Source organism: Paenibacillus sp. J31R34 (assembly GCF_059383715.1).
On record NZ_JBXENU010000011.1, the window covers coordinates 214,196 to 229,179 of the forward strand.

General features: G+C 48.2%; 10 protein-coding genes and 1 tRNA gene. All 11 read right to left on the bottom strand.

Annotated features, from left to right (window positions below):
- Positions 1–12: 12 nt before the first annotated feature.
- Entirely contained in the window at positions 13–912 is a 900-nt protein-coding gene (locus AC50YG_RS26615; RefSeq protein WP_494831271.1) for a carbohydrate ABC transporter permease, read from the bottom strand.
- Positions 909–3,470, bottom strand: coding sequence for a DUF5696 domain-containing protein (locus tag AC50YG_RS26620; RefSeq protein WP_494831273.1), 2,562 nt, complete (start codon positions 3,468–3,470; stop codon positions 909–911). The genes AC50YG_RS26615 and AC50YG_RS26620 overlap by 4 nt, the downstream gene beginning before the upstream one ends.
- A gap of 16 nt (positions 3,471–3,486) precedes the next feature.
- A complete protein-coding gene (locus AC50YG_RS26625; protein ID WP_494831275.1) occupies positions 3,487–4,110 on the bottom strand; it encodes a Yip1 family protein in 624 nt (207 codons plus the stop codon).
- Positions 4,088–5,536, bottom strand: a complete 1,449-nt coding sequence (locus AC50YG_RS26630) for a gluconolactonase (RefSeq protein WP_494831277.1) — start codon at positions 5,534–5,536, stop codon at positions 4,088–4,090. The genes AC50YG_RS26625 and AC50YG_RS26630 overlap by 23 nt, the downstream gene beginning before the upstream one ends.
- Before the next feature lie 19 nt (positions 5,537–5,555).
- Positions 5,556–6,419, bottom strand: a complete 864-nt coding sequence (locus tag AC50YG_RS26635; RefSeq protein WP_473755078.1) for a carbohydrate ABC transporter permease — start codon at positions 6,417–6,419, stop codon at positions 5,556–5,558.
- 5 nt (positions 6,420–6,424) lie between these two features.
- Positions 6,425–7,297 (bottom strand): carbohydrate ABC transporter permease, encoded by an 873-nt coding sequence (locus tag AC50YG_RS26640; RefSeq protein WP_473755101.1) that lies wholly within the window; start codon positions 7,295–7,297, stop codon positions 6,425–6,427.
- A 115-nt stretch (positions 7,298–7,412) separates the two neighbouring features.
- Positions 7,413–10,289 carry an extracellular solute-binding protein gene (locus tag AC50YG_RS26645; protein ID WP_494831343.1) on the bottom strand — a complete coding sequence of 959 codons (2,877 nt, stop codon included), beginning with the start codon at positions 10,287–10,289 and terminating at the stop codon, positions 7,413–7,415.
- A gap of 147 nt (positions 10,290–10,436) precedes the next feature.
- Positions 10,437–11,840 carry an ABC transporter substrate-binding protein gene (locus tag AC50YG_RS26650; protein WP_341282914.1) on the bottom strand — a complete coding sequence of 468 codons (1,404 nt, stop codon included), beginning with the start codon at positions 11,838–11,840 and terminating at the stop codon, positions 10,437–10,439.
- A gap of 215 nt (positions 11,841–12,055) precedes the next feature.
- Positions 12,056–13,084, bottom strand: a complete 1,029-nt coding sequence (locus AC50YG_RS26655) for a LacI family DNA-binding transcriptional regulator (RefSeq protein ID WP_473755079.1) — start codon at positions 13,082–13,084, stop codon at positions 12,056–12,058.
- A 211-nt stretch (positions 13,085–13,295) separates the two neighbouring features.
- Positions 13,296–13,377 (bottom strand) — tRNA-Leu (locus AC50YG_RS26660).
- 112 nt (positions 13,378–13,489) lie between these two features.
- Positions 13,490–14,947, bottom strand: coding sequence for a DHA2 family efflux MFS transporter permease subunit (locus AC50YG_RS26665; protein ID WP_473755104.1), 1,458 nt, complete (start codon positions 14,945–14,947; stop codon positions 13,490–13,492).
- Positions 14,948–14,984: the final 37 nt, after the last annotated feature.

A 14,984-nucleotide genomic window follows, 5' to 3' on the forward strand; every position in this document is an offset into this window, starting at 1 on the left:
TCCTTCAGGCCGCTAATCTTGATAAAAAACCTTTCGTGAAACAATTGACGTCGTAATCCACAGCACAAGCGCAATGACAACAAAATACATCCACGCCATTGCTGCGCTAAGGCCAAAATTATAGCTTTTGAATGCCGTATCCACCACAAGCCGGCTTGTTTCATCACTGATGAAGCTGTCGATTATGGTATAAACCAGATTCGTCAAAATTAACGGGCTGATCATCGGAAATGTAATTTTCCAGAATGCTTCGTAGCCAGTCGAGCCTTCAATCTTAGCTGCCTCATATAAAGAAGGAGAAATCGACTGCAGACCCGCCAGAAAAATAAGGATTTGGACACCCGATTGGCTGATAATCTCATAAATTCGGCTGACGGCACCGGTCAAATACTCCACAAAGGTCATACTCACACCTGATTCGATGAGCAGGACGGCGAGTTCTAGATTTTTCATGATGGACAGGCCGCCGCCGGCTGTATCGTTTGCGCTTCGCACGACGGATTGCATCAAATCTCCGTTCTCGATGCTGGCGATAATGCCCGATGCCAAAATAACGGGAAGGAAGAAGATCGCCCGGGCCAGTACTCGTCCTCTAAATTTCTGGTTAAGCAGCACCGCAAAAAACAAGCTGAATATGATAATAAGCGGTGTGTTGACCGCAATATCCACAACCGATTCCGTCAATATTCTGACGTACGATTCATGTGACAGCAAGGCTTCCCGGTAATTGGACAGTCCGATAAAGTCCAGGCTAAAGCCATCATTCGTGACTTGCAGATTGCTAAAGCTGTAGTGAAGCGATGACAGCAGCGGCACGATAAACAGGAATAAAAAGCCTGCAAACCAGGGAAGTATGAAATACAGCCCGTAATATCTGTTTTTTTGCTCAAGCGAAAGCTTCCTGAACCTCATCGCGGAGCTTCACCTCCCACCCAATAATCCTTTGCCCTAACTGTAATTCCGCCCACTTCAGCCAAAGCATCGTTATAATTAACGATAATGGTTTTCCCTTTTTCGAAAGTGGTCTGGTACACCCCATCCGCCAGTGCCCGATGATCAATAATCGCTTGGGATTGCACATCGTGGAGAACGTTATTCAGTTCGCCATACCTTTGGGCCGCTTCGTCGATCCAGCCCAGATAATCGGCGGAATACAAATGGTCGAACTCCGTCATTTTGATCGCGGAGGAATCAGCAAAAAACCATGTGTAATGCAAAGATGAGCCCGTTTCCAGCGCTTTCAGAAAGTTGTAGGAGGAGTTTTGATCATCTGACATGTTCCAAGCGCTTCCAGCGGTATGAACGTAGCCGTGATAAACCATTTGAAAAAACGGCACGCTCTCATCGGTCATATTAAAGCCGCTGCTCGATATCGGCGCATCCACAATATGCCGAGCATAGGGAACCGAATAGGCGTTTCCGCCCTCCACCAGCAGTTCCTTGATGGAGCCGCTCATTTGCTTCAGCTGTTGCTTTATAATCTCTTTCGCTTCCTCGCGATTGATGACCTCGGAACGATTGAAATCGGAATTCAGCTCGCTGCCAAGATCGCGTAGAGACAATCCCGAGAGCTGGAGCTTCCCGTAATTGTCCATAAATCCAGCTGTTATTTTCGGCAGCGATTTCGGACTCACTACATAACCAGGCTCGCGTTCATCCTCTTGACTGAAGGTGGACGCGCTGTAAGAATAAATTTCCGCCAGCCGGCCCGTAATAAATCGGGAAGCCTCACTCGACTTTTTGAATCCATCCGCTTGCGGAGCTGCCTCAAGAAAGGCCGCATCAGGAAACAACCCTATACCGTTCGCATCGGCATATGCCTTTAGCTCGTTTAAGCCTTCGCTTCCCCCGAGCTTCTTGTCAACGGCAATCGATTTGGGAATATTATGGTTTAACCCCTCGTTAAACCAGCCCGTATAACGCAGCTTAATGCCGCCGATCCCCCTATCCAGCATTTGGCCCAAAATAGACTCCGCCTGATTGAAGGTCGTAAGCGGCTCATAGGCGTTATAAGGAATGCCTAAGAAAAATTTCTTTTTCGGTATGCCGCCAATAAGCTCAACATAGAACGGAACATCCCCTTCATCCGGCAGCTTCGTCAGGCCCATTTGCTTGATCAAATAATGGCGGTAATGCGCCGCCATGCCCGAATAGCTGGCCTCCCCCGTTCCGAGAAAGCCGTAACGAACCGTCATTTCCCCATCAAAGGGCTCCGCTTGAAACTTTTTGACCGTACTGGAGCGCCACCCGTTCGTCAAGGTAACCTCCTCCAAATTAGTCAGCGTAAAACTGGGGAGCACGGTGTTGTAATCGTTAAGCCTGCCGCTTACGTCCGCTTCGACCGCGGCGACCGCGTCACCCTTCTCAATAATCGCGACAAATGCCCGGTCCTCATATTTCATGCCGAATACAGGCAAGCGTGCAGCTTCCTCTTTCTGAATTTTGATGAGCTGGCTAATAGACGCATCGGAACCGTAAAGGGCCGTACGAAACGGCGCATCATAGGTTTTGCCATTGTTGAAACGGATAAGCGAGCCCGACCCATCTGGAACAAACGTATAGCCTTCATCCTCGCGGCCGCTTGCGCCAAAAAACGGAAGCAGGGACAGCGTCTGAATTTTCATATTAGCCGGATATTCGATCTCGCCCGCCGCAACTGTCACCAACAGATGCTCGCCATCCAGCCGATAATGTAAAGGAATCCGAACGTTGGCGCTGCCAGTGGACGCTTCACCATACGCCGCCTTATCGATTGCCTTCTGCTCCTCGTCATAGCCGATCTGATTGAAGATTTCGGTAACCTTAGATAATCCGATTCCTTTAAAGGAGGAGTCCCTTCTTTCATAACGCTGGTTTTCCTCATCATATTTAAAGCGTTTCTCAACTTCTCTTTTGTCCGCCGACTGTTCGATTTTATCCAGAATGACGGTTTGAAATCGGTCCGCGCTAATATATTTAGGAATGGCATCGATGTCGCTTTTAACCTCCCCTAGCGTATAGACGATGTCCAGTCCGTCATTTGCCTTCTCTATGGCATATTGGCCGTTCTGAACGCTATGGGTGTAATTATCATATTTCAATGCATTTCCTGCTTTGTCAAAATAACTGATCTCGACCTGCACGTTCAGCTTCGTCTTGTTATAGCCGGTTGCGACCGGATCAGCTTCGCGATTTTGCGGATTGGAATACCAAATCGCTTGGCTTCGCTTGTCCCTAACCGCAATTTCCGTCGTTTCAGGGTTGACATATAAGGCTAAAAATTCATTTTCAGCCGCCGTTTCCATCCCGTCAGGCCATGCAGGCACCTTGCCGGAATGGCTGCTTGAGGCTGCAAGCCCGCTATTTAGTCCGCTGCTTGGCGCAGGCTCAGCTACGACCTCGGACGCATATTCCGCGAAATTGGTGCCTTGAGCTACAAGCAAGCAGCCGGTAATGGCTGCCGTCATGATGATCACAAGCTTCCGCTTCACCGCTTGGCCCCCTTTCTTATGCTCGCAATGAAAGTTCCTGGTAAATCGTGTACACAAAACTGACGAATTGCTGGATCAGGCTGAAGAAGAGCAGCCCTAGAAAAATAATGACGCCCATCACTACAACCGTTAACAGCATCGTCATAATCGTCTTCGTAACTGTATATTGATGAACCGTCATCGTTCCAATAAACAGCAGCCACACAAACCATAACGCTGCCGCAGATTCCAGCAAATAATAGAAGGAGGCCTCGCGCAGTGTAATCACATTGCTGAGCAGCATATTGGGCAAATAGATCAAAATCAAAGGAAGCATCGCATAGCCCGTAGCGATGACAATCTCTTCAAATTTCCCTTCTCCATCCATCAGCGTAGTGAGCGACCAGTTCGCCACACACCACAGGAGAAATGGAAGCACAATGTACTTTAATTCATCAAAGCTGTTTAGTTCCAGCGGGTGATTATAGTTGACGACATAGCCAGCATACTGGCGGTTCAGAATCATCGTAACCGTAACGGCGAGCAAAATGACAAGCGCGATCCGGAGCTTTCCTTTGTTCTCGTATTTCAGGTCCCAAAACCCGTCAAAGGGATGGAATGCAACGTGCAGCGAGTACCTAGCCTCCTTGAGAAACCGCATCCTGTTTCAGTTCCCCCTTTCTGAGCCTCATGCTTCGGCGAACGGCGATAACGACCAAAATCAGCGGGATCAGTACCGTCATATAAATCCCAAAGTGCTCACGCATATATTCCCTGCGATATTTCGTTAAGGCTTTGGAATAATATTCCCTGTCGTTGCCCAGTTTGAGAAAAGTCATCGCTTGCTTATATTCGCCTTGGCGCAGCATCGACTTGCCAATGCCAATATAGGCCATTTCGTAATTTGCATCGAGCCGGAGCACTTCCTTCCACAGCTTTGCTGCATCATCGTGCTTGCCTATGCTGTATAATCCATTCGCCTCGTTAACGAGGCTTCCGAATTTGGTCGCTGCAAACTCGGTAATTTTCCCCTGATCGCGATCCAGAACAAACACCCGATTGCCGGAGCTTTCAACCGCAACCGGATTTTTAAACGTGCCCTGCTGATTGCCCAGTTGGCCAAATACGTATAATAAATTGCCGTCTTCGTTATAAGTAAAAATCCGTCCCCGGGTCGAATCTAGCGTGCGGTAAACGCCATTGCCGCTAACATCGATGTCAATGAAGGCGGAGCGATTTCTGCTCAAATCGCCTACTGGACCTATATTCCCGTTTATGCGAATGACGTCAATGCCCGATGGGTTCAGCCTTTTGACAGGGGCAAAAGTCTGCTTGTCGGCTGTAGTCGTAAAGATGAATCCATCCCGATCCACATCTACATTGTTAAATTCAATGGGGACAAACCGGATCAGCTTTTCCCGCTGCTCTTGTGTCGATACCGTCTTCCAGAACAAATCCACAGGATCAAACTGCACTCGGTTCGTCCCCATAAATCCAGTAAAGCCGCCCTCGCTGTCGAATTCTATAATCCCCTCGAAGACGCCTCTGGCGACAACGTAAATGCGGCCGGCTTTATCAACGATGACCTTTCGCGGGAAATATTCGAAATTGCTGCTGATGACCTCCGACTTCGGAGCGGAAATTTCTCTGACGAACGCTCCGCTGCTGTCGAGCTCAACCACTCGCCTATTTTCGGTATCCGCCACAAAAATATGACCACTTTCCGTCACGAAAAGGCCTTCTGGATTATTGAAGCCATCCTGCATTCCATTATTCTGAAACTCCTTCATTTGACGGACAACCTTCCACTCGCTGTCAAGCACAACAATTCGCCCGTTTCCTGAATCCAGAATGTACAAAAGACCGTCAAGTGCAGCAAACATATCAGCTGGAGAACTCCATGGCCCTATCCCTAATTGTTGACCCGTTATCGTCTTGGAAGGAAGATACGCGATTGGTGAATGAACGGTCTCCCCCCAATAGGAATAGGTATATCCCTCATATGGCGACGCGTGGGCCAGCTTCGGACTTAAGCCGGCGAAGAGCAGCACAGCAGCCAATAACAGAATCGCTCGCTTTTTTTTCAATCCATACGCCCCCATCGCTTTAGTCCTTCATCCCTGACGAAGCCATCGTCTGAATGACATTGCTCTGTGAAAAAACAAATGTCACGATTGGCACGGTCATCATAATCACGGCAACTGCGGCGCCAACCCCTGCGCGGGCAATACCGCCTTGAATGATTTGCCCCATCGCGTAATGCATCGTCTTGAGCTGTTCGCTATAAATGAAGCTGCCGCCATCCGTTCCCCAAAGCATTTGCATCATCAGGATTAACAGCGTCAGCCAGGCAGGCTTGACGAGCGGCATAACGACTTGCCAAAATATCCGGTATTCGCTGGCGCCGTCAATCTTGGCGGCTTCCAGCAAAGCATCCGGTATTTGCTCCATGAATTGTTTCATTAAATATAGGCCAAGCGGATAGGCAAACGCCGGAACGATTACAGCTTGGTAAGAATCCATCCACCCCAGCACGGACATAATCATATAATTTGGAATCGCCGTCACATGCGGGGAAAACATCAGCGAAAGGACAATAACCGTGAACAGCACTTTGTGTCCGCGAAACTTATGCTTGGCCAGCGGGTAAGCCGCCGCCGATGCCAGCAAAATATGTCCTGCCGTTCCTGCCGCCGTAATAAAAAAGGTATTGAAAATATATCTGGAAAATGGAACCCACGAATTTTTCATGACTTGAAACAAATCCGCGAAATTTTCAAGCGTTGCATTTCTGACAAACAGCGTAGGCGGGAATATAAACAACTCATCAAGCGGCTTAAAGGCATTATTAATGACATAGATCAACGGAACCGCCATAAAGGAGCCAAACAAGCCCAGTACAAGAAGCAGCATCATATCCACCTGCCAGGACCGGTTCACTCTTTTTTTCAGACGCATGGCTAGCTTCATCTCGCCTATTCCCCCACCCTCTTCAGCAACTTTTGAACGGCCAGATTGGTGCCCAGCATCAGCATAAATAGTACAGTCGCGATAGCAGACGCATAGCCCATTTCGAAACGGATCGTGCCGTAATCCACCAAATGGGTAACGACGGTATGTGCGCCATACTGCACGCTCGGAAAGCCAGCCAAAGCCATCGCTACGTCTGCTACTGCAAGGGAAGACGTAATCTGGATGACGGCGCCAAACATCAGCTGCGGCCTCATGGATGGAAGGGTAATAAACCAAAGCTCCTGCCAGCGATTTTTCACGCCATCCACCGCCCCTGCCTCGTACAATGTGCGGTCAACCGTCTGCAAGCCGGCAATAAAGGCCAGAAAGCTGGTCCCGAGGCTGAGCCATAACTGGACGATAATAATAATCGTGAGCATATAGTCAGGATTCTGCAGCCATTGAATCGGCTCGTAAATAAACCCGATCTTCATCAGAAAGCCGTTCATAATGCCATACGAATCGCTTGAAAAAATAATTTGCCAAATAAAAAAGACGTTGCCCGAAATCGAAGGAGCAAAAAACACGAGCGTCATAAATGCCCTGATTTTCGGATTAAGCTCATTAATAAGCCATGCGAATACGAAACAAGCGATATAGCTGACCGGGCCGGTTATGACGGCAAATATAAGCGTATTTTTAAGTCCAATGAGAAACACATCGTCATTCCAAAGCAGCTTGGAATAATTCTCCCATCCGACCCAGCGCGGAAATTCAAGCATATTAAAATACGTAAAGCTGAAAAAGATGGAAATGATGACCGGCAGCACCGTAAATAACAGAAACAGCACCATATAAGGAATCAGCAGGACAAACAAATGCTTATCCCGCTTCATATCCTTAACGAACAGCTCCCATTTCCGCTGCGGCCCAGCAAGGCGGCCCTTCGGCTGGAGTACAATCTCAGCCGCGATTTTCGTTTTCTGCAAAAGAGTCCCTCCTTAAGTCCCCTCATTCCAAATGAAACTCGCTTCTTTTTTGAGTAATTTCATAGTCGATTTCTTGGACATAATCGTATAAGGAGTCGGCTGTATTCGTGCCGTTGTTAATCACTTCACGCAAAGCATTGTCCAAATGCCTTCCTGTGAAATAGCCTCCCGGCACCTCAGGCACGCCCTGTACCCATTGCCATTGTTCTTCCAGGCTGCGATAATTGCGCGCCGGCCATGGCAGCTCCTTAAGCGCTTCAATATTGGCAGTCGGATAACGTGCTGCAGCGCCCATCAGTCCCTCCATCTCTCTGCCGAAGCGAACCTGGGCATCCTTACCCACCCACCACTTCATAAACTCCCAAGCTGCTTCCTTGTTTTTAGCCTGCTTGAGCATGATGGCGGCTGTCCCGCCGCTAGCCACATCCCGGCGAATGGAACCATCCTGCTGCACGGTGCCTGGAACAGGAACGAACTCCCACAAGCCCTTAATTTCTGGGGCGGATACGCTCAAATAGTTGTAAAAGGTGTAATCCTGTATGCCGACCGGCATTTCGCCCGTTCGAAAGCGCATCGGAAAATCAAAGATGAGCGGCAGCTTATAGCTCGTATAGAAGTCGGTCCATTTTTTGAATGCATCTAGTCCGACCTCTGTATCCAGTCCGCTTTTGGCTCCGTTGTTCAAATAGAAGGAGCCGTCCAGCTGGTATAAAAGCATGGCAAACGCACGATTCGCCTCCATTACAGGAACACCCGTCGTCTGGGCAATCGGCAGCGCGAAATCCATATGATGCTTTTGCAGAACCGGAATCATCGCGTACACATCATCCCACGTTTGCGGCGGCTCAAGTTTCAGCTCCTCTAATATATCCTTCCGGTAAAAAAGCATATTGAAAATTTGCTGCTCAGGCAGAGCAAACACCTGCTCCTCAAATCGGTAAGGAACAAGCGCGCTGTCCCTGAACTGCTGCACAACCGCCCTATAGCCCGGGAATTGCGACAAGTCCTCCGCTGCATTCCGCATGCCGAAATTTACCGGCACATCGTTGCCGACCTGCATGGCTACATCAGGTCCCTCACCTGCCAAAGACGCACGCAGCAGCACATCCTGATTGACCAGCTTAAGGTTGACTCCAACACCAGTAAGCGGCGTAAATGAATCGTCAATCATCGCTTTCAGCACTTGAGCCTGATCGCGGCCGGTTCCAATCCATACCGTTATCGATTGCTCATCCTGCGCCATGTTTCCGATCGTGTCGTAATCTTCAAAGAAGGAATGAAAGAAGGAAGATACCTCATGAACGATTTTTTTTGAAGCTGAAGCATCTGCTTCGGGCAGCTCTACATCAGCTGAAGCCAAAGCGAGGTAATCAATTTCGAGCGGCTGCTCTCTCACTTGCAGAATCCAGGCTCCAACGCTGCCAACATTAATTTTGAATTGAGACAGCCGCTTCTGGACCGTTTCCGGTTTTTGAGCCAAATCTGCTAATTGATAGGCGGTTTTATCCAATGTAGCCGTCTTGTCGCTTTTCTCGCCTGTCAGGCGAACTAGCTCCTTCGATACGGCATACAGAATATCGCTTTGCTCCTGAAACACGCCGACCATGTCGGGAATTTGTTTATCTAATTGATAATCCCTATAAGGATCCGGTACATTGCCGGTAATCATCAAAATTTTGCGATACATGGCATTGATGTCAAGCAAGCTTGCTTCTACTTGGCGAATCAAAGGAGCCATTGCGCCTAAGCTCACCTCCAGCTTTAGCTCATGCTTCCCTTTCGTCATATAAAATAAATAAGGCTTTTCCTCGCTGCCTAGCACATTCATCTGCCAGTCCGAGTCATAATAAAACGGAATTTGCGTCATTTCTTGAAACGGAATGACCCCGTCAATCCATAGCGAGCGTGTAGAATAAATGCCCCGCAGCAATTCTTGCCTGTTCTTGATCGCAATCCGGTATAGTCCATCCTCTGGCGCTTCGATGTCCCATGCGATCCATTGGCCCGGCACCCGCCAGTTGTTGCCACCAATCGTATTCATCTTAATCTTCGATACGTCATAAGGCTCGGTAGACGGGCTGGAACGGTCGGAAATCGGATATAAGGTCGGAGACGATTTGTAGGCGGCATTTTCGCCTTGCATTTTAATCAAATGTCCGCTAGTCTCCGTATAGCCCTTGGACTTGTAGCCCCGCTCTACCTCTTCGTAAGGCGAAGGCTCATCATATTGATACACTTTTAAATAATCGATTGCCATCGGCTCTCTGGAAGATAACAGCGTCAATGAGTGCTTGCCAGCCGAAAAATAAAAGACGTACGGCTCCTCGTAGTACCCTTCTGTATCTCGAAGCAGCGACTCCTGCCACATCGGCGATTCTACCTGGCGCGGCCGCAGCTCATTTTCCCGGTTATCCTGCAAAATCTGATCACTCTCATTTTTCCATATGCGGTGAAAGGTCAAATTTCTGGCGCTGGCAAACGGCAGCTCTCCGTCGATCAGCAGCTCCCTTTCGATTGCCGAGCTTTTTCCTTCGATCGGAAAATAGCGAATGGCGATATGATACAAGCCGGATTTCGGCACCTCAAGCTCCCACTCTATAGAGCCGCTTTCACCCGTCTTGACGAAGTCGCCTGATACGCCCCCAAGCTCATGAACGATTTCGGGTTCCATTTCGCTTGCGCTTGTGTAGTCCACCCCTTGTATGACCATTTCCTCCCGTGGCCGTTCTTCTTCCTTATAGCGCTGCAAGTAATGGGCATAGCTGTTTTCTGCTTCGTTTGTTAATAGGCTCTGGTCGCTGCTTGACTCGGCTTCCTTAGCCGAATCGGCTTGAATGCTGGCTGCGCCGGACTGAGCTATAGGGAAAGCCAATATCGAAATCAGCATAGCGATAACCATGATGGTAGCGGCCGTTTTTCTGGAAAATACGATTTCCACCTCATTCCCCCCCTTTTGTAAACTGGCGAAATTTTTTACAGCAATCGCCCGGTTTCCCTTATCGGAAAGCCGGGCAGGCCGCTTTTTTATGGGCAAAGCCTTTGGGAATTACTTTTTGTCGTCTTTCTTGTCTTGCTCGCCTCTCAGCACTTTTTCAGCAGCTGCTTGCGCAGGCCCGATTACCTGGGCGACGCCTGTTGCTGGCGTAATTTCGCCCTTGACGAACTTGCCCGTCACGGAGTCGAGCTGGTCCTTAATGCCGAGACCCCCAAAGCGTCCGCCGAACACACGCTGTACTTTTCCAGCGTCATTCATGGCATTAGCGATAGAGCTTTCATCCGGCAGCACATTTTCCTGCCACAGCCTGCGATTTTCCTGCCAGTTATCGAAGTCCTGAAGCTCTTCCCAGATTTTCACGATAACATCTGCATCCTTAACTCCTTTAGGGATAACGTAAGCTGCCGTTTGACCAAGTGGATCAAGATAGGTGTCTGCCTGTGGCCCCTTTGGAAGATAAACGTATCCCCACTCATCCTTCATCTTGTCCTGGAGGCGCCCTTCAATTTCCCACAAGCCGCCCGGATACATGGCAATCGTGCCTTCGGCAAAATATTTTGCCGGGTCCTCCCAGTCGTTACCTTCATTTTTCTTCACAACTTTATGCTCGTTATACAGGCCATAAAGGAAGTTAAGCGCTTCCATAGATTCGGGTGAATCAAAAGCTACTTTTTTGTTCGCCTCGTCGTATATAATGCCGCCGTTGCTGGCGATCAGTAGCTCCGAGAAAACATAATGGGCACCGGCAAGGCCGTATTGGTCAGCTTTTCCATCTCCATTATTGTCTACGGTCAGCTTCTTCGCGGCATCCAGCATCGTCGTCCAATTCCAGTTGTCCTCATCCATTAGCTGCTGCGGATCCTTTAAGCCCGCCTCCTTGAAAATTCTTTTGTTGTAATACATCCCCGTGTCATTCGGGTTATACCAGCTTTCTAATCCGAATACATGGTCGCCGCCAAAGCGCATCGATTCAACGACGTCCGGCGCAATCCGTGTATCTTTCAGGTAATCTTCCAAGGGAGTCAAAAATCCCCCTTGCATAAGGCCCCATATGAAGCCGTCAGGCAGTCGGACAATTTCAGCGAAAGGATCGTTCGACATAACAGAGGAGGATAGCTTCTCTGTAGTCGACCAATATTCCGTATTTAAGTATTTGATTTTTACGTTATATTTTTCTTCCACTTTTTTGATTCTTTCACGTGCCAACTCATCCGCTTCGGAATCTCCGTCAGGGGCAGCATCCCACCAATGCGAAATGCGAATTTCTCTACCGCCCAAATTGGCGGCTGGAGGCTCAGGCTCCTCTGTGGGCGCAGACGTTTCCTCCGTCGGTGTTGCAGTTGAGGCAGGCGACTCAGTGGCCACTGTATTTCCTGTATTGTTGCCACTGCAAGCAGAGAGAATCATCAATACAGCCGGTAATAAAATAAGCAACATCGACTTCATCCTTTTCATCTGTTTCACTGTTCAGCACGCTCCCCTTGATAGATGATTAATTAAATGTAAAGGCTTTCATGAAACCCATTTCAGTATAGCTCGCTTGCTTACTATGGTCAACATTAAAGTTTATATTATCCATATCTGGCATGATAAAAGTAAGCGCGGCCCCGTACATTCCATTAGACCTAAAAAAAGAGCGGCAAGCCCGAAATATCTGGCTTGTCGCTCTTTTAGAGACTCCGGGCTCCCGTACTTTGCCGAACAATAAGCTGTGGCGCCAAAGAAGTCAGCTGCTTGACCTTTTCTTTCTTCATAATCGCTTTAAGCACTTGTACCGCCATTCGCCCAAGCTCATGCGCCTGCTGGGAAACGGTAGTCAACTCAGGGATAAAATGATGCGCCAGAGGAATATCATCAAATCCGACAACGGACATGTCCGTTGGAATCGTCAGCCCAGCCTCCGTCGCCGCCTTGATTGCCCCGATGGCGGTATAATCGTTGACGCAAAAAACAGCGGTTGGCCTCTCTTCCATTTCGAGCAGCTTCAGCATTTGGCGCTTGCCCGAATCGATGGAAAAGCTGTCTGGCAGCAGCCAATTGTCCCGAATTGCCAGTCCCTCGTCCTTCATTGTCTTTCGGAAGGCCCTCAGCTTAATTGAGGTTGTGGTCATATGGCTTTCTCCGCCAATAAAGCCGATTTCGGTATGGCCCAGCTCAATCAGGTGCCTAACTGCGAGCGCAGTGCCTACCGATTCGTCGGTAGCAACTCTAATCAAATTCGTGTTGCGCAGCCCACCGTTAACGAGAACAGTCGGAATGACACTTGCATGCTGCACGAGCTCCTGCACCAAATGCTCATCGCAGTTCTTTAAATTAATTCTACCCCCTAAAAAAATAACACCATCCACGCGCTTCTCCCGCATAATGCTAAGATATTCCGATTCCTTAGCGTAATCTCCGATAGAATTGCTAAGCAGAAAGGTATGTCCCGAGTGCTGCGCCTCTTCCTCCGCTCCAGCGAATACTTCCGGGAAAAAGGGATTGGTCAGATCAGGTACAATGACACCGATAATGCCGGTTTCTTTTTTTAGTAAGCTTCTGGCCATTGCGTTAGGCTGAAAGTTGTATTTTTGAATAAGCTCTTCAATCTTGGCTCGCGTAGATCCTTTTACCGGGGCGGTATCGTTCAGCACCCTCGATACGGTGGCAACCGATACATTGGCCTCCTTGGCAATATCATATATGGTGACCTGTTTCAAGCCCAACGCTTCCTTTCTGCTATCAAGTATCGTCCCATTATAGCAAAATAGGACATGTTATGTAATGGATGACAGCCATTGCAGCTAATAGAAGATGGAGCGGACAGCCCAACCTCACTAATTCAGGTTCAATAAAAAAGCATAAAAGAAAAGGACTGTTTCCCAGTAGTTAAAAAACTACTTGAAACAGCCCTTACTCTTCCATTCATAATGCGCGTGGAGGGACTTGAACCCCCACGTCGTGAAACGCTAGATCCTAAGTCTAGTGCGTCTGCCAATTCCGCCACACGCGCGCGATGTTCGCTAACAGCGAATAAATATAATATATCAGAAAACATCGCATCACGCAAGCATTTTTCAAAAAAACTTTTAAAAAATAATTGGCACTTCTATTTAGAGCCGATATTAAGCTCCCTGTTTGCCTGCTGCTGTCACCTTCACTCGCTTGATGAAGAAAGCAATTGCAAGCCCAACAAGGGCAACCACCATTGCAAATATAAAAGCATCTTGTACACCAACGGTCAATCCGCTAATCAAGTTGGCTGGCGATTCAGGATTACCTTCTGCTGTCTTAAGGAATTTCTCCATTCCTGCTGTCATAATACTGACTGCCAGTGCTGTACCAATGGCACCTGCCACCTGCTGCAATGTGTTCATAATCGCTGTTCCATGCGGGTACAGCTCAGGAGGAAGCTGATTCAAGCCATTCGTTTGCGCAGGCATCATAATCATCGAAATCCCAATCATTAGCAGGGAATGCAGCACGATGATCAACACAGTCGTCGACGCGGTAGAAATATCAGAGAAAAACCATAATACAACCGATACGACCAGCAGGCCTGGGAGAACGAGCCATTTCGGTCCATATTTATCAAACAATCCTCCCATTACAGGAGATAAGAAGCCGTTAATAAGTCCACCTGGAAGGAGCAGCAGCCCAACAGTCAATGGACTCATCATTAGGCCGCGCTGTAAGTACATAGGCAATATTAGCATGGAGGACAAAATAACCATCATGCAAATAAACACCATAATTAAGCCAATTGTAAACATCGGATATTTAAACGTCGACAAATTAATCATTGGCTCTTTCATCTTAAGCTGGCGGATAACAAATAAAATGAGTGCAACGATACCTACGATCATCGCTATAATTACTTTAGCGCTTCCCCATCCATGCTCGCCTTCTCCCGCGCTGCTAAAGCCGTATACGACACCGCCAAAGCCAAGGGTAGACAAGCAAATCGACAATATGTCGATACGCGGCCTAGTCAAGGTAGAAACATTTTGCAAATAGACAAGACCTACAAATAATGAAATAATCAAAAACGGCAAGGACACCCAGAAAATCCAGTGCCAGCTTAAGTTAGCGATCAAAATGCCGGCAAAAGTGGGCCCTGTTGCTGGTGCGAACATCATAATGAGGCCGATAATTCCCATCGCTGCGCCACGCTTCTCAATCGGAATAATGACGAGAATCGTATTAAATAATAGCGGCAGCAGCAGCCCTGTTCCCGTTGCTTGAAGCACACGCGCTATAAGCAGCGTTTCAAAGTTCGGTGCAATAGCCGCTACGAATGTTCCAATAATAGAAAAAATCAATGACCATACAAACAATTGCCGTGTTGTAAACCATTGCAGCAGCATGCCTGATACGGGCACCAGTACACCTAGCGTCAGCAAAAATATAGTCGTAAGCCATTGTACAGTCGCCTCGTTAACGCTCAAATCTCTCATTAAATCAGTCAATGCTACATTTAGCGCGGTTTCACTAAAAAAACCGATGAATCCGCTAAGCAATAGCGAAATCATAATCGGCATTACTTTATAAGTCTTATTGGGTGAAGTTGAAGTCTCTTGCATCGTTCCTGCTTGCACTTGTGTCATCCTCCTGCGAATT